Annotated in this window: 16 protein-coding genes; 7 read left to right on the top strand and 9 right to left on the bottom strand. The window is 63.6% G+C overall.

All coding sequences use genetic code 11. The annotated features are described in order from the left end of the window. Window positions 1-160 precede the first annotated feature (160 nt). Both PI93_RS22435 and hemL read right to left on the bottom strand, forming a co-directional pair. Window positions 161-775 carry a LemA family protein gene (locus tag PI93_RS22435; RefSeq protein WP_039370161.1) on the bottom strand — a complete coding sequence of 205 codons (615 nt, stop codon included), beginning with the start codon at window positions 773-775 and terminating at the stop codon, window positions 161-163. A 103-nt stretch (window positions 776-878) separates the two neighbouring features. Next, window positions 879-2,183 (bottom strand): glutamate-1-semialdehyde 2,1-aminomutase, encoded by a 1,305-nt coding sequence (hemL, locus tag PI93_RS22430; RefSeq protein WP_039370158.1) that lies wholly within the window; start codon window positions 2,181-2,183, stop codon window positions 879-881. Window positions 2,184-2,318: 135 nt separating this feature from the next. Between hemL and rnk the strand changes: the two genes are divergently transcribed. Next, on the top strand, window positions 2,319-2,744 hold the full coding sequence (gene rnk / locus PI93_RS22425; RefSeq protein WP_039370155.1) for a nucleoside diphosphate kinase regulator: 426 nt from the start codon (window positions 2,319-2,321) through the stop codon (window positions 2,742-2,744). 144 nt (window positions 2,745-2,888) lie between these two features. On the opposite strand, the gene PI93_RS22420 is transcribed toward rnk, so the two are convergent. Further along, window positions 2,889-3,491 (bottom strand): phosphatase PAP2 family protein, encoded by a 603-nt coding sequence (locus tag PI93_RS22420; protein ID WP_039370152.1) that lies wholly within the window; start codon window positions 3,489-3,491, stop codon window positions 2,889-2,891. 600 nt (window positions 3,492-4,091) lie between these two features. On the opposite strand from PI93_RS22420, the gene PI93_RS22415 reads away from it, so the two are divergent. Together PI93_RS22415 and mgtA are read left to right on the top strand one after the other, a co-directional pair. Then, entirely contained in the window at window positions 4,092-4,277 is a 186-nt protein-coding gene (locus PI93_RS22415; RefSeq protein ID WP_144400398.1) for a hypothetical protein, read from the top strand. A 71-nt stretch (window positions 4,278-4,348) separates the two neighbouring features. Continuing rightward, complete coding sequence (gene mgtA, locus PI93_RS22410) at window positions 4,349-7,090, top strand: magnesium-translocating P-type ATPase (protein ID WP_039370149.1); 2,742 nt, start codon at window positions 4,349-4,351, stop codon at window positions 7,088-7,090. Between the two features lie 13 nt (window positions 7,091-7,103). Here the strand turns inward: mgtA and PI93_RS22405 are convergent, their stop codons facing one another. The 6 genes from PI93_RS22405 to edd all read right to left on the bottom strand — a co-directional run bounded on the left by PI93_RS22405 (window position 7,104) and on the right by edd (window position 13,345). Next, on the bottom strand, window positions 7,104-8,315 hold the full coding sequence (locus tag PI93_RS22405; protein WP_052240641.1) for an MFS transporter: 1,212 nt from the start codon (window positions 8,313-8,315) through the stop codon (window positions 7,104-7,106). 455 nt (window positions 8,316-8,770) lie between these two features. Next, window positions 8,771-9,274, bottom strand: a complete 504-nt coding sequence (locus PI93_RS22400) for a DUF1120 domain-containing protein (protein ID WP_039370147.1) — start codon at window positions 9,272-9,274, stop codon at window positions 8,771-8,773. A 72-nt stretch (window positions 9,275-9,346) separates the two neighbouring features. Beyond that, complete coding sequence (locus PI93_RS22395; protein WP_039370144.1) at window positions 9,347-9,874, bottom strand: hypothetical protein; 528 nt, start codon at window positions 9,872-9,874, stop codon at window positions 9,347-9,349. A gap of 65 nt (window positions 9,875-9,939) precedes the next feature. Further along, on the bottom strand, window positions 9,940-10,821 hold the full coding sequence (dapA, locus tag PI93_RS22390; RefSeq protein WP_039370141.1) for a 4-hydroxy-tetrahydrodipicolinate synthase: 882 nt from the start codon (window positions 10,819-10,821) through the stop codon (window positions 9,940-9,942). Between the two features lie 86 nt (window positions 10,822-10,907). Further along, window positions 10,908-11,372 carry a hypothetical protein gene (locus PI93_RS22385; protein WP_039370138.1) on the bottom strand — a complete coding sequence of 155 codons (465 nt, stop codon included), beginning with the start codon at window positions 11,370-11,372 and terminating at the stop codon, window positions 10,908-10,910. Between the two features lie 125 nt (window positions 11,373-11,497). Continuing rightward, window positions 11,498-13,345 carry a phosphogluconate dehydratase gene (gene edd / locus PI93_RS22380; protein ID WP_191623367.1) on the bottom strand — a complete coding sequence of 616 codons (1,848 nt, stop codon included), beginning with the start codon at window positions 13,343-13,345 and terminating at the stop codon, window positions 11,498-11,500. Between the two features lie 280 nt (window positions 13,346-13,625). On the opposite strand from edd, the gene zwf reads away from it, so the two are divergent. The 4 genes from zwf to PI93_RS22360 all read left to right on the top strand — a co-directional run bounded on the left by zwf (window position 13,626) and on the right by PI93_RS22360 (window position 18,441). Continuing rightward, complete coding sequence (gene zwf, locus PI93_RS22375; protein WP_039370239.1) at window positions 13,626-15,101, top strand: glucose-6-phosphate dehydrogenase; 1,476 nt, start codon at window positions 13,626-13,628, stop codon at window positions 15,099-15,101. A 74-nt stretch (window positions 15,102-15,175) separates the two neighbouring features. After that, window positions 15,176-15,853, top strand: coding sequence for a 6-phosphogluconolactonase (gene pgl, locus PI93_RS22370; RefSeq protein WP_039370134.1), 678 nt, complete (start codon window positions 15,176-15,178; stop codon window positions 15,851-15,853). Continuing rightward, on the top strand, window positions 15,831-17,702 hold the full coding sequence (locus PI93_RS22365) for a bifunctional transcriptional regulator/glucokinase (protein ID WP_039370132.1): 1,872 nt from the start codon (window positions 15,831-15,833) through the stop codon (window positions 17,700-17,702). The genes pgl and PI93_RS22365 overlap by 23 nt, the downstream gene beginning before the upstream one ends. Before the next feature lie 157 nt (window positions 17,703-17,859). Further along, window positions 17,860-18,441, top strand: a complete 582-nt coding sequence (locus tag PI93_RS22360; RefSeq protein WP_052240640.1) for a MarR family winged helix-turn-helix transcriptional regulator — start codon at window positions 17,860-17,862, stop codon at window positions 18,439-18,441. Window positions 18,442-18,466 lie beyond the last annotated feature (25 nt).

The following is an 18,466-nucleotide window of genomic DNA, read 5'->3' as shown; positions in this document are numbered from 1 at the left end:
GAGCCCCCATAACAAGCGCCCCTTGGCGGCGTGTCGTTGACCACCGACGGCGCCGACGCGTGTGTCAGGGGGCATCGAATGGCGCGACGGGGGCCGTGGCAGCCCGCCGCTGTCCAACGTGACCGGGGAGACGGCAGAGACGGCGGCCATGGCGTAATCCTCAGAACTTGACGGCCGGTGCGGTCGAAATGGCCTTCTCGTTTTCCACCGTGAAGTTCGGCTTGGTCGAGTAGCCGAACATCTTCGCCGTCAGATTGTTCGGGAATTGGCGCACGTACACGTTGTAGTCCTGCACCGACTGAATGAAGCGATTGCGCGCGACAGTGATGCGGTTTTCCGTGCCTTCGAGTTGCGATTGCAGGTCACGGAACAGACCGTCGGCCTTCAGGTTCGGATAGTTCTCCGATACGGCCATCAGGCGGGACAGCGCGCCGGACAGTTCGCCTTGCGCCTGCTGGAAGCGCTTGAATGCCTCGGGGTCGTTCAACGTCTCGGGCGTCACGGTGATGCTCGTGGCCTTAGCCCGGGCGTTGATCACTTCGGTGAGCGTCGATTGCTCGTGCGATGCGTAGCCCTTGACCGTATTGACCAGATTCGGCACCAGATCGGCCCGGCGCTGGTACTGGTTGACGACCTCGCTCCAGGCCGCCTTCACCGCTTCGTCCTTGACCTGAATTTCGTTGTAACCGCAGGCAGACAGCAACGAGGTGAGCAGTCCCAGCGCGAGCCAGCGAACAAACGATTGACGGCGAATGGTCGGCAGCAGCATTTGCATGGTGATTCTCCTTGTTGGAGTCGGACGAGCCTGCCAGCAGGCCCGATCCGTGACATGTGACGTGAGACGTTAAGACGTGAGCGAAATCAGGTGAGCGACACGCTCAGGCAATCGCCCGGAACGCATCGCGGGCGGCGTCGAGCGTGGCATCGAGAATGGCGTCGTCGTGCGTGGCCGAGACGAAGCCCGCTTCGAAGGCGCTCGGCGCAAGATAGACGCCACGGTCGAGCATCGCATGGAAAAACTTGTTGAAACGCGCCACGTCGGATGTCGTGACCTCGGCGAAGCTCTGCGGCACGTTGGCGCGGAAGTACAGGCCGAACATGCCGCCGACGCTGTCGCCCGAGAACGGCACGCCGGCAGCTTGCGCCGCATCGACGAGCCCTGCGACGAGCTTCGACGTGCGCTTGGCCAGGTCTTCGTAGAAGCCCGACGCCTGAATCAATTTGAGCGTGGCGAGGCCAGCGGCGACCGCGAGCGGGTTGCCCGAGAGCGTGCCCGCCTGGTAGACGCCACCCAGTGGTGCCAGGTGCGACATGATGTCGCGTCGACCGCCGAATGCCGCGGCGGGCATGCCACCGCCGATGACCTTGCCCAGGCAGGTGAGGTCGGCCGTAATGCCGTAAAGCGCTTGCGCACCGCCCAGACCGACGCGGAAGCCGCACATCACTTCGTCGAAGATCAGCACGGCGCCGTGCGCGGTGCACAGCTCGCGCAGCGTTTGCAGGAAATGGCGCGAGCCGCGTACCAGATTCATGTTGCCGGCCACGGGCTCGACGATCACGGCAGCGATTTCACCGCCTTGCCCGGCGAACAGCTCGCGAAGCTGCTCGACATTGTTGTACTCGAGGACGAGCGTGTCGCGTGTGACTTCGGGCGGCACGCCGGCCGACGACGGTGCATTGCGCGTGGAATCGGCAAAGGTGAGCAGGCCCGAGCCCGCCTTGACCAGCAGACTGTCTGCGTGGCCGTGATAGCAGCCTTCGAACTTGACGATCTTGTTGCGGCCCGTAAAGCCACGTGCCAGACGCAGCGCGCTCATCGTGGCCTCGGTGCCGGAGGACACCAGACGCACCTGCTCGATGGACGGCACGAGGCGGCAGATCTCTTCGGCCATCACCACTTCGGCTTCGGTGGGGGCACCGAAGCTGAAACCCTGGGACATGGCTGTCTGCACGGCGGCGACCACATCCGGATGCAGGTGGCCGACGATCATCGGGCCCCACGAGCCGATGTAGTCGATATAGCGCGTGCCTTCGGCATCCCACATGTAGGGGCCTTGCGCACGAGCGATGAAGCGGGGCGTGCCGCCGACCGAACGGAAGGCGCGGACCGGCGAGTTCACGCCGCCGGGAATGGTTTGCTGGGCGCGCTCGAAGAGGGCGGCGTTCGTAGTAGATTCGGACATGAATTCGGCTTTTTGAGACGTCTTGATGCGTCGATTCTAGCGGATGGCGCTCAAGTCCGGGACTTCTCGCCGCGCGGGGCTTCTGTTAGATTGAAGGCCACTCTCTTAACGTCAAGGAAAAACAGGCCCACCGACATGTCCACCGTTCACTCTCAACGCCCTTCGATCACTGTCTCGACTCTCGACCTCGAACGCCTGGAAGCGCTCATGGCGCAGGCGCCGCGTGCGGCATTGCCGTATGTGGAGGCACTCGAAACAGAGCTCGCCCGGGCGATCGCCGTCGATCCGGAGCAAATGCCGGCCGACGTCGCCACGATGAATTCGGTGTTGCGCTATCGTGATCTCGCCACGCAGCAGGAGCATCGCGTGACGCTCGTGTATCCGCAGCATCTGGCGAGTACGGAAGGCGCAATCTCGGTACTGGCCCCTGTGGGCAGCGCGTTGCTGGGTTTGCGCGTCGGTCAGTCGATTCACTGGCAAGTGCCGGGTGGCCACCTGATCGAGCTGGAACTGCTCGGCATCGATTACCAGCCCGAAGCCGCTGGCGAATACCACCGCTGATTTCCCTCTGCGCAGTACCATTGGGAGATTCGGATCTCCCGAGTCTCCCCACCTTCCCCTCGCACGACCGACATTCCCCGCTGTTCTTCGACATCCCTACGTGAATTTCAGGCAGTTCCTGAGCTTGTCCCGGATTTTCCTGTTTCAGCGACGCAGCCAGCCGCGTGCAATCGGCCATGCCATCAGGCGGCGATAGATGCCTTCCAGAACTGCCGAGACAATGCGGCTCGTTTCCCGTGCGCTCGCCGTGCGCATGATGAGTGCGACCACGATCGATACGCCCAGCCCGCCGAGCATGTCGAGCGGCCAATGAACGCCGAGGTAGACGCGTGCCCAGCACACTGGCAGCGCACAAAGCAGCAGCAACCGGCCGAGCAGACGCGGAGTGCGCGCGACGGTGCCCATCAGGACGAATGCCGAGGTGAACATGATCGACGCGTGATTGCTGGGAAACGCGCTCGTCGGCGCATGGGCCAGCAGGTTCGTGCCGAGGCCGACGACGAACGGCCGGGGTTCGGCCCACGCCAGCCCGATCACGAAATTGATCAGCAGCACGAGCGCCACCCCCAGCAGTCCGTGAACGGCGCCTTCGCGGTCGCGCCCGCCCGCCAGCCACAGGGTGGCCAGACCCACCGGGAGCAGGACAATCAGGTACTTGGCGAGGAAGATGGCGACGGCCAGTTCGCCTTCGCTCACATTGGGCGAGGCATTGATGGCCAGAAAGAGGGCGCGGTTGAGCGAATCCATGAAGTCCGGGAGGGCGAGAAATGACTGCCGAGCGTCTGGGACGCTACCGGGCTGCACACGCAGTGCCGGCGCATCGACGGCCGCCGGCAGGCGGTTTGTGACGAAAACATGACGGATTCTGACTGAGCCGCTTTCCGTTGGAAAGTTGCATTTGTCATCATTTTGTAACACGTTGAATTGTCACTTTTCTTTCGACGCACTCGGAGGTAGAATCGCGCCGTCATAGCTCTCAGGAGGTCCTTCCGTGGACAGTAGTTCTAGTGGTAGTTGCCGGTCGACACAGGTCGACACCATCACCGCGAGTTAGTCCCCGGGTACTTCCCCGCCGCTGACTCGCATAGTCGGGTTGGCGCGCACCTCTGATGTCCGCTTCGATTGCCTTGTCCCCTTGGCCCGTGCGCCAAAGGGTTTTCTTGGGCCATATCGATAGCGTCCGTCTCTCGTAGCACGCTCCCTCATTCGCATTACCTTTGCCGTTCGGGCCGTCCCGTCGTGCGCGTGTGTTCGTTTTCAGACCGTCTGTCCCAGACAGGCGCCGGTCGTGAACCCCGAACGCATCGCCTGCGCCGGACGGAATGCCGCGCGGCCGGGAGATTTATCGTGTTCCGTTACTCCATGACCCTTCGCGGAGGCAATCCGCAAGCCCTGATGCTGCCGGGCGAGTGCCTGCATCACTATCACGTCGACCCGCATCCGGAGGCCGCCAAGGCGGTGCGACCCGGTGCTGCGACGCGTGTCGGGCAATGGCTGCGGGCGTTCGTGCGCCGCGAGAAAACGGCGGGCTGAACCCGCTTCACGACCTTCCTGGGGCACCGGCGAATCACGGGTGCCCCGGGGGCAATTTCAGGAGGTATCCGATGCAACAAGCTCTCACGCTCAGCGAGCGACTGATTGCGGTGCTTGGCGCGCGCCTTGGCCTGCGCTTCTTCCGTCGCCGCGACATGCTCGAAACCCTCGATGCGCCAGCGCATGGCCACGAGGCACCACCCGGTCTGGTCGAGGCTGCCCGCGACACCGGTCCGGATCTGCTCGCACGGTTGGGCACCACCCGAGACGGTTTGTCCGACGATGAAGCTGCCACCGTGCGTGCCCATGTCGGCGCCAACGAAGTCGAGCACGAGAAGCCGTTGCCCTGGTGGCGGCACCTGTTCAACTGCTACCGCAATCCGTTCAATCTGCTGCTCTCGGCACTGGCCGCTGTGTCATACGCGACCGACGACACCGAGGGAACGATCATCATCGCGTCGATGGTGATCATTTCCACGGTGTTGCGATTTGTGCAGGAAGCGCGTTCGAACAAGGCAGCCGAGAAGCTCAAGGCAATGGTGAGCACCACGGCTACCGTGCTGCGTCGCGAGGTGCCAACGGACGGCGATGTCGAGGCGGAGCCTGTCCGCCGGGCAGGCCGCATGGGCTGCGAAATCCCGTTGGCCGAACTGGTGCCGGGCGACATCGTACTGCTCGCCGCCGGAGACATGATTCCGGCGGACGTGCGCATTCTCGCCGCCAAGGACCTGTTCGTCTCGCAATCGGCGCTCACGGGCGAGGCACTGCCTGTCGAGAAATTCGCGCACGCATGCGAGTCTGGCGGCGGCAATCCGCTCGCTTACGACAACCTCGCGTTCATGGGGACGAACGTTGTCAGCGGTTCGGCCACGGCGGTCGTGGTGGCGACCGGCGCGCGCACGTTCTTCGGCTCGCTCGCGCAGCGCGTTACCGCCTTGCAACCGACGGTCACGTCGTTCCAGCAGGGAGTGAATCGCGTGTCGTGGGTGCTGATCCGCTTCATGATGGTCATGACGCCCATCGTGTTGCTCATCAACGGTTTCACCAAACACGACTGGCTCGAAGCTTCGCTGTTCGCGCTGTCGGTGGCGGTCGGTCTGACGCCGGAAATGCTGCCGATGATCGTGACGGCCACGCTGGCGAAGGGCGCGGTCGTGCTCTCGCGCAAGAAGGTGATCGTCAAGCGGCTCGACGCGATCCAGAACTTCGGCGCGATGGACGTGCTGTGCACGGACAAGACTGGCACGCTCACGCAGGACAGGATCTGTCTCGAACGTCACACGGATGTCTGGGGCCATGGCTCTGAAGACGTGCTTGAGTACGCCTATCTCAACAGCTTCTACCAGACCGGCCTGAAGAACCTGCTCGATGTCGCAGTGCTCGACCATGCCGAACTGCATCAGCGTCTGGATGTGGTCAATCGTTATCGCAAGATCGACGAGATTCCGTTCGACTTTCAGCGCCGTCGCATGTCGGTGGTCGTCAGCGAAAACGGTGCGCATCACGAGTTGATCTGCAAGGGCGCAGTGGAAGAGGTGATGGCGGTGTGCGATCGCGTGCAGCATGGCGCCAATGTCGAGCCGCTCACGCCAGACGTGCTGGCGCGGCTGCGTCGCGTAACGGCCGATCTGAACGCCGAGGGGTTGCGCGTGGTGGCCGTGGCGACGCGTCATCTGCCGCCAGTGCGCGAGCGCTATGGGATCGCTGACGAAAGCGAACTGATTCTCGTGGGGTACATCGCGTTTCTCGATCCGCCCAAGGAGTCGACGGCGCCGGCCTTGAAGGCGCTTGCGGCTTCGGGTGTCGATGTCAAAGTGCTCACCGGCGATAACGACCTCGTGACGGCGAAGGTTTGTCGCGAAGTGGGGCTGAAGGTGAATGGCTGCGTGCTGGGCGAGGACATCGAGGCGATGAGCGATGCCGAACTGTCGCAGACGGTCGAGCGCGCGAACGTATTCGCCAAGCTCACGCCGGCGCATAAGGAGCGGCTCGTGCGCATGTTGCGCGCGAACGGTCACGTGGTCGGCTTCATGGGCGACGGCATCAACGATGCGCCGGCGCTGCGCGCAGCGGACATTGGTATTTCGGTGGACACGGCGGTGGATATCGCCAAGGAAGCGGCCGATTTGATCCTGCTGGAAAAGAGCCTGATGGTGCTCGAGCAGGGGGTGATCGAGGGGCGTCGCACGTTTGCGAACATGCTCAAGTACATCAAGATGACGGCCAGCTCGAACTTCGGCAATGTCTTCTCGGTGTTGATCGCGAGTGCGTTCCTGCCATTCCTGCCGATGTTGCCGTTGCAGTTGCTGACGCAGAACCTGCTGTACGACCTGTCGCAGACGACGATTCCGTTCGACAACGTCGATGACGAACAACTGACCCGTCCGCAACGCTGGAACCCGGCGGATCTCTCGCGCTTCATGGTGTTCTTCGGCCCGATCAGTTCGGTGTTCGACGTGCTGACGTTCCTGGCGATGTGGCACTTGTTCGGGGCGAACAGCGCTGAGCACCAGACGCTCTTTCAGTCAGGATGGTTTGTCGAGGGGCTGTTGTCGCAGACGCTGATCGTGCACCTGATCCGCACGCGCCGCATTCCGTTCGTACAGAGCCGCGCTGCATGGCCGCTGCTGCTGATGACGGGGGCGGTGATGCTGATTGGCCTGATGCTGCCCATGTCGCCGTTCGCCGACACGTTCAAGATGCAGGCCCTGCCGCTCGCGTACTTCCCGATGCTCGCCGCTATCCTGCTCGCCTACGCCGTGCTGACGCAACTGATGAAAGGTAGGTTTGCAAGACGGTTTGGGTGGCAGTGAGGGGGCTGTTTTGCTATTGCGAACGCGAAAGGCGAGAGGCGGTTGAGTGCAGTGGGATTCGGGCGAAGAGGCCAAGTCCCACTGCCGCTACCCCTGCAATCAGGAATACGAGTTCGATGCTGGTGACGCTTGAGAGCGCTCCGCCGGCTAGTGGCGCAACGATCAAAAGCAGCAGTTGAAGACTTCTGCCGGTCGAGGTCACGGTGCCCAGGGTTTCGGGGGGACACTCTCGCTGAAATGTCACCATCATCAACATCACGCCGAGTCCATAGCCGAGCCCGTTGCAGACCCAAAGGCCAAGCATGAAGGGAAGAGGCATGGCGACATTCGCGTACACCATGACAGCTGGTGTCAGAATCGTCAGTCCGAACAATGGACAGGATATTGCGAGTAGCGCTGACGATTCGAACCGCCCGACGGCATGTCGGAAAACAACTGCCCCGATCATTGCTCCCGCGGCCGTGCAGCCTACAAGGCTGCCATAGGTACCGTCCGGATAGCCGCGCGCCTTCAAAAACAGAGATAGCAGTGCGTCGTAAAAACCGAGAATGAACGCTTGGCAAAGCGTGATGATAAACACCCGTTTGAGCATGGCGTGGTCACGCAGTACCGAATGGAATACTGCCCAAAGTGGGCGTGCTCGTTGGGTGGGGGGATGGGCACCGGTGTTGATCGGTGTTCTTGATCCTGACACGAGGAAGAAGCCTGCTCCCCCAAAAGCGGCGGAAATAGCGAAGCCGGAAAAACCTACATAAGCGGTGAAGGCGGCAACGAGAGGCGCGACGACCTTGGTGATTTGATCAATGAGCGTTACCCGTCCCGCATTCGCGGGCAGTGCGTTGTCATCAAGAATGCGACGGAATAGCTGCTGTTCGGCGGGCGCTGGCACCATGTTGGAGAGTCCCTTGAGCGCGACGCATGCCAGGAACATTCCTAACGTCGGTGCTTGCCAGAGCGCGATGGCGGTGAGTGCCCTCGCCGCATAACTCCAGCGCAGTAGACGCCACGGACAGACCTTATCTGCATATGCACCCACCCACGGCCCGAGCAGAACGCCTGGTAAGCCGTACAGCGTCATGGCGAAGCCGACCGAAACGGCATCTGCATCCCATCGGAACGCCAGACTTTCGAAGATCAACGTGAAGTCGATCCATAAGATGGCGGCTCCCAGCGAACGAGAGGCGAGAAGGCGGGGATAGTTTCCGAAACTGGAGGGTAGGCTCACGACGGCTCGCTTTGCGTAGCGGCAGCGCTACATTTACGCATGTAGCGCCTATCCTCAACGACAAATCCATTTAGATGGACCTCGCGCGCGTTGTTGGCTAGATCGGGAGTTCGGTCGATGAAGCCTGCACCGTTAAAATTCAATGGAGTGTCGCAGAGCACGCCACCCCGGCGGAGACCGTGAAATTCGGAAAGAACCCGATGTAGCAAGCGCTTTGCTCGTAGGTCACAGTCCAAACTCTGGCAGGTCCGTCTACATGAGTGATGGCCTGGAGATCCGGGTTTTGATCTGGTTTGCGGTGTTAGATGCGGCACCGAGGAAGGACCGACACCCGTTTGGATCGAGCAACTTCGCATGACTTAGGTCATTCCACGCGGCACGGCATGCAGTCCCGCGAAGCCCGGCGGCGCGCCGGGCGCCGCCGATAGGTGGAACGTTACTTGCGGGGCACTTCCTCAATCGTCCACCCAAGTCCCCGACGGCCGGTCGAAGTGCTGGCTTCTGGGCGCGAAGACGTCGCGGGCGTCGTCGAGTTCGAGTGTGACGTCCAGCGCGCCGTCGTTGTTACGTTTCGCGCTATCCAGTGGATCGTTGCAGCACAGCCATAACGACACGTCCGAGGGCATCCCTTCCACACGGAACGACTTGTGCTTCCCGATAAGGAACGGCTGTCCGTCCTTGCCGAAGCGCCCGACCAATTGCCCCATCAGCGCATCCGATCCGTGATACGGATACTCATCGTCGCCCGAAACTTTGTGCAGATACGTGGCGCCGGAGTTCGGCGTGCGGCCGTCGGCATCGCGGCGTCCGAACCTGCGGTCGTCCGTGTTGGTGCACCATTCGCCCGAGGCGCGCAGGATCACCTTCGGTGCAGACTGCGCGCCGATCCTGTACCCCGTGTCCTGCCAGCCTTGCGCGGCATATACCTTCATGCGTTTGTTGATGCGATCTGTCGTCATGACACGCTCCATCGTTGACGGGGGGCCAAAAATGGATCGCCGGATAGCGGCGCTTCGCTACGCGAATTTCGTTCAGTTCGAGTGTAGACGCGCCGCGTCATTGCCTGAAGCGCGAGCGCGGAGTCCCGCCTCCAAACGGCGTTTCGGCGAGACGGCAATGCCCAGTTCCGCATACAACTCGTCGAGCGCCTCGCGCGTGCCGACGAGCAATGCCGTGGTCTGCCCGGTGATATCGGTGACGAGACTCACGAGCGTTTTTCCCTGGCACGTCTCTCTCGCGGCAACGAACTGCGTCAACGTCAGCGCCGCGAGCGTGGCGAAGCGCTCCGCCTGCACCAGTCCGTTGATCTGAAACACCGGCTGTGCGGCACCGGTCGCACGCGGTGCGAATCGCACGTGGGTGCCGTCGCTGTAGGCCCCGAGCGCCGCGAAAAGCTTCTCGCGGCCTTGTGGCCCCAACGCGCAGTGATCGCCGTGCACCCAGCGCGAAATCGTATTGCCGGTGATGCCGGTGGCATAGGCAAGCCGGGCCAGTGTGGTGCCCGAGAGCTTGATGAGCAGGCGGGCGACGGTGCGGTGACGCTGTTCGATGTCATCCATAACGGGTGTCCTGTCGTGAAGGCTGGCGGGGGGAGGCCATGCACGTTTTGATGCACAGACCGAATTCAGAACGCCATCGTCACTTCGAGTTGGGCGTCGAGCTCTTTGCGAAGCATCGGTGAGCAAGGCATGAGCGGGCGGCGAACCGTCTCCGCACACAACCCCAGCGACGCCAGTGCGGCTTTGATCGCCACCGGATTCGGCTCCGAGAACAATCGGCGAATGAGCGGCTTCATGCCGTTGAAGAGCGTCGTCGCGTGCGACATGTCGCCGTCGCGCACGTAGCGGAACAGCTTCAGGTAGAGGTCCGGCCGCACGTGAGCGGCGGCCGAAATGCACCCCGCTGCCCCCGCTTGCAGAGCCGCCAGCAACTGCATGTCGTCGCCGCACAGCACGCGCATCGTGACCTGCGACGGCAGGTGCAGAAGCGGGTGCGCGTCGCATTCCTTGATCGCTGCGAACGCGTCGTGCGACGCCAATTCGCGGATCGTCTCCACGCCCAGCGTTACGCCCGTGCGCAGCGGCACGTTGTAGAGCACGAGCGGCTTACGTGTGCCGGCCGCCAGCGTTCGGTAATGCCAGAGAATGCCCTCCTGCGACGGACGCAGATAGTAGGGCGGCGGCACGAGATATCCGGCCAGCGGCAGATCCTCGAGGCTGCGGATCTGATGGGCGGCATTGGCCGTATCGGCGGCACCGACACCGGCCATTACCGGAGCGTGCCCATGGGCGAGATGGCACGCAGTCTCGACGAGCCAGCGACGTTCGTCGTCGTCCAGCAGTGTGCCTTCACCGGTGGTGCCGGCCACGACGAGGCCGTTCACGCCCGCAGCGAGGTAGTAGTCGACCAGGCGCGCGAAGGCGTTGCGATCGATCTGCGCGCCATTGGCGCCGGTCATGGGCGTGACGAGTGGAATCCACACGCCTTCGAAGATGGCTGTGTTCATAACGGGGCGGAGCAAAGTTGACTGGGGGACGCAACAAGCATCGGAGGCATCGGGCGAGCGTCGGACACGCACGACACGTCGGTCGCTCAGACGGCCGGGCGCAGACGCAACGCGCCGAACTCGGCTTCCGGCAACGATTGCATGACGACGTGCATGGCCCGCGAGGCTTCGATACGCGGCAGCGCGATCGACACCACCGCCGCCGTATCGCGCCGGATCGGGCGGATCGTCTCGACGCGCCATGGCAGCGGCAGGCTCATCGCGAGGGTGACGGCGAGCGTAGAGACGGCAGCGCGGCTGAGCGTGATGTCGAGCGTCGCGTCGAGTCGAACGCGAGGCATATGTCGATTGCGTTGCCGCGGTGTCGCGAACGCGTCGGGCGGGGGAAAGGTCTGCGTACTCGCCGGCGTGGCGGCGATGGTGGTGCCGGTCGCGGTGACCGAAGCGCGCGCCGCAGGGGCGGGCGCTGTGCCGTGGGCATGGAGCGCGTCGGCCGAAGCCCCGCTGACATCGGGAGGTTCAAGGCTGGCGCGCTGAGCGAGGGTAGGCATGGCAACGTGTCGATTGACGACAGGAGTGACAACGAGGCCAGTCTAGGGACGCGCAGATAAAAAAGGCGTCAAGATTTTGACGCCCGATGCCCGACGGGGAAGCGGCAGAATGGCGGCGCTGCCTGTCAGCGCGACGGGGGATATTCCGCGTCGTTGAACAGCACGCAAGCGCCGTGTGGCGCGGCGCCGACATTGTCGCGGAAGAGCCGGAATACGTTGCGCCACGGATCGAACGGCCGTTGGGGCATCGGCTCCGGGGTACGCGCGGCGAGCGTGGTGTCGTCGACCTCGCAATGCAGCAGATTCTTCTCGCAGTCGATGACGATGATGTCGCCATCCTGCACCCGCGCGAGCATGCCGCCTTGCTCGGCTTCCGGCGACAGATGAATGGCCGCCGGCACCTTACCCGACGCCCCGGACATTCGCCCGTCGGTCACGAGCGCCACATGGTGACCTTCGTCCTGAAGCAGGCCGAGCATCGGCATGAGCTTGTGCAACTCGGGCATGCCATTGGCGCGCGGTCCCTGGAAACGCACCACGACGACGACATCGCGCGTCAATTCTCCGGCCTGGAACGCGGCTTGTGCCGACTCCTGATCGGAGAACACGCGCGCCGGGGCGCGTACCGTCTGATGTTCCGGTTTGACGGCAGACGACTTGATGACTGCGCGTCCGAGATTGCCCTCCAGCATGCGCAAGCCGCCTTCGCGAGCGAATGGCCGGGACGCTGGCCGCACGATGTTCTCGTCGAGGCTGTCCTTGGGCGCGTCTTGCCAGGAGAGCACGTCGTCGCGCAGGAAGGCTTCCTGCGTGTACGCGCGCAGACCGCGACCCATGACGGTAGTGACGTCGTTGTGCAGGAAGCCGGCGTCGAGCAGTTCGCGGATCAGGAAATTCAGGCCACCCGCCGCATGGAACTGATTCACATCGGCCTTGCCGCTCGGATAGACGTGCGCGAGCATCGGTGTGACGTCGGACAGATCGGAAAAGTCCTGCCAGTCGAGCAGAATGCCGCCCGCATGCGCCATGGCGACAAGGTGCAGCGTATGGTTGGTCGACCCGCCCGTGGCGAGCAAACCGACAACGCCGTTGACGAACGCCCGCTCATCGAGAATGTGAGACGTATTGATGCCGGACTTCGCCAACGCCACGGCGCGTGCGGTCGCGGCCTGCGTCAGCGCGTGACGCAACGGCGTATGCGGATTGATGAACGACGCGCCCGGCAGATGCAACCCCATGAACTCCATGAGCATTTGATTGCTGTTGGCCGTGCCGTAGAACGTGCAGGTGCCTTCCGTGTGATACGCGGCGAGTTCCGCGTCGAGCAGTGCGGCACGCGTGATACGTCCGGCGGCATATTCCTGCCGGATGCGCGACTTCTCGTCGTTGGGCAGCCCCGAGGGCATCGGCCCGGCCGGCGCGAACACGGCAGGCAGGTGACCGAACGCTTGTGCGGCGATCACGAGTCCCGGCACGATCTTGTCACACACGCCGAGGAACATGGCGGCGTCGAACATCTGATGCGAGAGCGCCACGATCGAGGCCATGGCGATCACGTCGCGCGAGAACAGCGACAGTTCCATCCCCGCGTAGCCCTGCGTTACGCCATCGCACATCGCGGGCACGCCGCCTGCGACCTGCGCGCTTGCCCCGTGGGCGCGGGCCGCGGATTTGATGATGTCGGGGAACTCGACGAACGGTGCGTGCGCCGAAAGCATATCGTTGTAGGCGGTCACGATGCCGATATTGGGCGTGCGCTCGGAGCGGATCTTGAGCCGATCGTCGGCGGGAGCGGCGGCCAGCGCGTGGGCGAGATTGGCGCAGCCCAGCTTCTCGCGCCCCGGCTGCCCTTGCGTGGCGCGGGCGACCCCTTCCAGATACGCCTGACGGGACGACCGGCTGCGCTCGATGAGGCGCTCGGTCACGCGTTGTACCACCGGATGCAGCGACACGTTTTGCGAAGACTGGGTCATGGTGATTCCGGGACGTTGTGGGTTGCCCGATGCGGATGACGCGACTGACACGTGTGCGGCCTGCGGCACCGTTCGCATGCTGGCGTGACAAGCTGCCCTGTCCTAAATCATCGACGGATGATGTAGTCAAAGCACGAGATTTTGTTGATTCGAAGTGTAGTTAAACTACAATGCAGTGTCAAAGTTGCGCTTCTTCAGTGACATCCGAATGCCTGCCAAGTTCGGTCGTCGTCAGGTGGTGTCGATGAAGAGCGCCGGTCGCACGGAGTCCACGCTCTCTATGAACACGCCTTCACCCTATACCTTTGTGTTGTTCGGCGCTACCGGCGATTTGTCGCTGCGTAAAGTGCTGCCAGCGCTGTTCCGGGCGTTCCGCACGGGCCAGTTGGGCTCGGACGCCGCCACCGATACCGGCCACATTCTGGCCATCTCCCGCAAGCCGATGGATGCTGCGTCGTACCGTGCGTGGTGCGAGGAACATGCGCGGGTGCACATCAAGCCCGACGTCTGGGACGAGGATGCCTGGAAGCGTTTTCTCGCCACCATCGACTACATGCCGCTCGACCTCGGCCGCACGGAGGAATTCGACGCGCTGGCCGAGCGTCTGTCCCAGCGCAAGGGCGTGCGCATCTTCTATCTGGCGACGGGCCCCTCGCTGTTCATCCCGATTTGCGAAGGGCTGCGCAGCGCCAAGCTCAACGACAACAGCCGCATCGTGCTGGAAAAGCCACTCGGGCACGATCTGGCGTCCTCGGTGGCCATCAACGATGCGGTGGGCGCGAGCTTCCGGGAGGATCAGATCTATCGCATCGATCACTACCTCGGGAAAGAGGCGGTGCAGAACCTGCTGGCACTGCGCTTCGGGAACGCGATCTTCGAGCCGTTGTGGCGGCGCGAGTTGATCGAGAGCATTCAGATCACGATCGCCGAGGCCATCGGTGTGGAGGGACGCGGCGAGTTCTACGAGCAGACCGGTGCGTTGCGCGATATGGTGCAGAACCATTTGCTGCAACTGCTGGCCATCGTGGCAATGGAGCCGCCGCTGTCGATGGACGCCGACGCGGTGCGCGACGAGAAGCTGCGCGTATTGCGCTCGCTGCGCCCGCTCGATGACGAAACGGTGGCCCGCAACGTGGTGCGAGGTCAGTACGGCGGCGGTGCCATCGACAAGTCGGCGGTGCCGGCCTATGTGGACGAACCGGGCGTGCCGCCTGACAGTCAGACCGAAACGTTCGTCGCCCTCAAGGCCGAAATCGACAACTGGCGCTGGGCGGGCGTGCCGTTCTTTCTGCGCACGGGCAAGCGCCTCGGCGAGCGTGTGGCGGAGATCGTCGTCAACTATCGTGCAACCCCTTATCCGCTGTTGGGCGAAGCCACGGCACACCCCGGCGCCAATCGTCTGGTCATTCGCCTTCAGCCGAATGAATCCATCCGTCTCTACTGTCTGGCGAAGCTGCCGGGCGAGGGCATGACCCTGCAATCGGTCCACCTTGATCTGGCGTTCGATCAGTTCTTCAAGGGGCACAGGATGGATGCGTATGAGCGGTTGCTGCTCGACGTCATCAACGGACGTCTCGCGCTCTTCGTTCGCCGCGACGAGCAGGAGCAGGCGTGGCGTTGGGTCGCGCCGATCCAGGCGTATTGGTCGCGTCAGCACAAGGGGCCGAAGCGCTACGCCGCCGGCACCTGGGGGCCGCCCGCCGCCAGCGCATTGCTGGCGCAGTACGGCACGAGCTGGGTCGAAGAAGACAATTGAGACGGCGCGCCGGGCGAGGGATCGATCCGTCCGGCGCAGCCAGTCCGCAGCCAAGGAAACGGAGGCAGACACGCATGATTCACTGGCGCATTTTCCCCACGCGCGAAGCACAGGCGCAGGCGCTCGCCAACGCTGTCGTTGCCGGGCTCGATGAGGCCCTGACCATTCGCCCGCGCGCGTTGCTCGCCGTGTCGGGGGGCACAAGTCCCAAGGCATTTCTCTCGCAACTGGCGCGTCTGCCGGTGGCATGGCGAGACATTGCCGTCACGCTCGTCGACGACCGGTGGTTGCCGCCCACGCATGCCGAGAGCAACGCCCGGCTGGTCTCGGAGACGCTGCTGCCGGGCGCCACGGGCGCGCAATGGTTGCCGCTCGTCGACACCACGACGGATGCCGCGCTGCAAGTGCAAACGCTCAACGACACCTGGACGCACGGCGTGCCGCAAGTGTGCGTGCTCGGCATGGGCGAAGACGGCCATACCGCATCGCTATTTGCCGACGCGCCGCAATGGCACGACGCCATCACCACGCGCCGCAAGTTCGTGCTCGTACAGCCGCAGCACGCACCGCATCTGCGCGTGTCGTGGTCGCTCACGGCACTGGCGGCGTGCGAGCGTCTCATTTTGCAGATTCAGGGCCCGGCCAAACGCGAAGTGCTCGAAGCTGCGCAAACCGAGGAACAGGACAACGCCATCTCCCGGCTGATCCACCATGAAGGAGTAAAGATCGATGTCTTCTGGAGTGAGGAATAATCCGCCGCACATGAGCGGCCCGCGACTGCTGGCCGATATCGGGGGTACCAACGCCCGGTTCGCGTTGGAAATGGCGCCCGGCGATCTGGCCGAGATCCGTGACTATGCCTGCGACGATTATTCCGGCGTTCTCGACGTCATCCGTGCTTATCTCGACGAGGCCGATCACGCCGAGCCGGTGCAGCACGCCGCCATCGCGATAGCCAATCCGATCGAGGGCGACGAGATTCGCATGACGAATCGCGACTGGCACTTCTCCATCGAAGCGACGCGGCGCGCGCTGGGCTTCGAGACCTTGCTGGTTGTCAACGACTTCACGGCGCTCGCGATGGCGCTGCCTTACCTCTCCGATGCGCAGAAGCGGCAGGTTGGCGAAGGCGAGCCGCAGCCCAACGGCGTGATCGGTTTGCTCGGCCCGGGCACGGGCGTGGGCGTGTCGGGCCTGATCCCGGCGGGCGATCGCTGGATCGCGCTTGGCAGCGAGGGCGGCCATACGACGTTCGCTCCGGCGGACGAGCGCGAAATCGACGTATTGCGCTACGCATGGAAGCACTTCCCGCATGTGTCGTTCGAACGGCTTGTGGCGGGGCCGGGCATGGCGCTCGTCTACCAAGCGCTGGCGCAGCGAGAGGGGCGTGAGGTGAAGCCACTTGAGACGCCCGCCATCGTGAAGCTCGCGCAAGGGGGCGACGCACTCGCGCGCGAAACGGTCGATTGCTTTTGCGCGATGCTCGGCACACTGGCCGGCAATATTGCCGTGTCGCTGGGCGCTGTTGGCGGCGTGTATCTGGGCGGTGGTGTGATCCCGAAGCTGGGCAAGTTGTTCGAAGACTCGCCATTCCGACAGCGCTTCGAGGCAAAGGGCCGGTTCGAAGCCTATCTGAAGAAGATCCCGACGTATGTCATCACGGCGGATCACCCGGCGTTTCTCGGCACGTCCGCCATTCTTGCCGAACAACTCGGCACGCATGCGGCGGGCGCGGGGGCGTTGATCGATCGTTTGCATCGTCAGCGCGACCGGCTCAGTCCGGCCGAACAACGTGTGGCGGAACTCACGCTCAAGCAACCACGCGCTTTGCTCGCGGAGCCGGTGTCGGAGATCGCGCGTCTGGCCCGGGTGAGCCAGCCCACGGTCATTCGCTTTTGCCGCAAGCTCGGTTGCCAGGGGCTTTCGGACTTCAAACTCAAGCTCGCGAGTGCGTTGACCGGCACGCTTCCGGTGCGTCACGGGCAGGTGCATGTGGGCGACTCGGCGGCGGAGTTCAGCGCCAAGGTGCTCGACAACACCGTGTCGTCGATTCTCCAGATGCGCGAGCATCTCGACGCACGAACGGTCGAGGCGGCCGTCACGTTGCTCGACGGCGCGCATCGCATCGAGTTCTACGGGCTGGGCAATTCCGGCGTGATTGCGCAGGATGCCCACTACAAGTTTTTCCGTTTCGGCATGCCGACGATCGCCTACGGCGACCCATATCTGTTGCAGGCGTCGGCAGGGCTGCTGGGCGATGGCGATGTCGTGGTCGCGATTTCCGCGTCGGGACGCTCGGCAGACCTGAACCAGGCTGTCGACATTGCGGTGGTGCGCGGCGCGAAGGTCATCGCGCTTACGGCCCGCAACTCCCCGCTGGCGCGCAAGGCGACGCTGGTGTTGCCGAACGATCACGTCGAGACGATGGGGGCTCACGTGACGATGATTGCGCGCATTCTGCATCTCGCGGCCATCGATGTGCTGGCCGTCGGCGTTGCGATACGCCGCGCCGGGCCGGGCGGGGAGGCGGCAGGCGAGGGCGCGCTCGACTGGCTGGGGCATGGCAGCGGGCAGGGCTCGGGCACACCCGCTGCGGCTTGATGCCTGATGTCCGTTCGGAATCCGCTCGATCGGCAAGCGGCAAATCGAAAGGCCACGGTGCATGCCGTGGCCTTTCGCCCATGACAAGGACGAGAATTGCCGCACCGGGGCGAAGCGCGGCTTGATATCCCTAAACATGTTTAGCATAATGCGGCATATGAAAGTGTCCGATTCCGCCCAACGTTTCGGCTTTCTCGTGGCAGACGTTCAACGTCTGTTCGGGCGCCGCTTCGAGCAGTTTGCCCAACGCACGTTGCCGATGACGCGTGCGCAATGCCGTGTGCTCGTCTATCTCACCGTCAATCGCGGTGTGAGTCAGACCGTGCTGGCCGACATTCTCGAAACCCCGCCGCAAACGCTCGCCCGCATGCTCGAACGCATGGAAGAGGCCGGGTGGGTGCGCCGCCGCCCGGACGCTCGCGATCCGCGCATCGAACGTCTGTTCGTTACGCGCGCTGCTGTTGCGCAGTTGCAGGTCGCGCGCACGCTTTCCGACGAAGTGCGCAACGAGGCGCTGCACGGGCTGACCGCCTTCGAGACGGTGCAACTCATGCAGTTGCTGCAAAAGGTGCGCCGCAACCTTTCGAACGTCGTGCCGACGCCGCTCGATACTGTGGTGCCGGCCATGCTGCGCCGCGACCCGGTGGCTGGCGAGCCCGACGACACCCACGGCGCACCCCACCCCATTGCCGGCCCCGACGACGACCTGTCGGAATGCGCCGACTTGCGGCCGCAGTAGTACACGCCTAGCATGGGAAGTCTCC

The sequence above is a fragment of the Pandoraea fibrosis genome, assembly GCF_000807775.2.
GTDB lineage: Bacteria > Pseudomonadota > Gammaproteobacteria > Burkholderiales > Burkholderiaceae > Pandoraea > Pandoraea fibrosis.
This window is presented reverse-complemented; position numbering and strand designations above follow the sequence as displayed.

Bases quoted from the DNA above. Each gene is read 5' to 3' on its own strand.
- PI93_RS22435 (WP_039370161.1), bottom strand. From the start codon at position 775: ATGCAAATGCTGCTGCCGACCATTCGCCGTCAATCGTTTGTTCGCTGG.
- hemL (WP_039370158.1), bottom strand. From the start codon at position 2,183: ATGTCCGAATCTACTACGAACGCCGCCCTCTTCGAGCGCGCCCAGCAA.
- rnk (WP_039370155.1), top strand. From the start codon at position 2,319: ATGTCCACCGTTCACTCTCAACGCCCTTCGATCACTGTCTCGACTCTC.
- PI93_RS22420 (WP_039370152.1), bottom strand. From the start codon at position 3,491: ATGGATTCGCTCAACCGCGCCCTCTTTCTGGCCATCAATGCCTCGCCC.
- mgtA (WP_039370149.1), top strand. From the start codon at position 4,349: ATGCAACAAGCTCTCACGCTCAGCGAGCGACTGATTGCGGTGCTTGGC.
- PI93_RS22400 (WP_039370147.1), bottom strand. From the start codon at position 9,274: ATGACGACAGATCGCATCAACAAACGCATGAAGGTATATGCCGCGCAA.
- PI93_RS22395 (WP_039370144.1), bottom strand. From the start codon at position 9,874: ATGGATGACATCGAACAGCGTCACCGCACCGTCGCCCGCCTGCTCATC.
- dapA (WP_039370141.1), bottom strand. From the start codon at position 10,821: ATGAACACAGCCATCTTCGAAGGCGTGTGGATTCCACTCGTCACGCCC.
- PI93_RS22385 (WP_039370138.1), bottom strand. From the start codon at position 11,372: ATGCCTACCCTCGCTCAGCGCGCCAGCCTTGAACCTCCCGATGTCAGC.
- edd (WP_191623367.1), bottom strand. From the start codon at position 13,345: ATGACCCAGTCTTCGCAAAACGTGTCGCTGCATCCGGTGGTACAACGC.
- zwf (WP_039370239.1), top strand. From the start codon at position 13,626: ATGAACACGCCTTCACCCTATACCTTTGTGTTGTTCGGCGCTACCGGC.
- pgl (WP_039370134.1), top strand. From the start codon at position 15,176: ATGATTCACTGGCGCATTTTCCCCACGCGCGAAGCACAGGCGCAGGCG.
- PI93_RS22365 (WP_039370132.1), top strand. From the start codon at position 15,831: ATGTCTTCTGGAGTGAGGAATAATCCGCCGCACATGAGCGGCCCGCGA.
- PI93_RS22360 (WP_052240640.1), top strand. From the start codon at position 17,860: ATGAAAGTGTCCGATTCCGCCCAACGTTTCGGCTTTCTCGTGGCAGAC.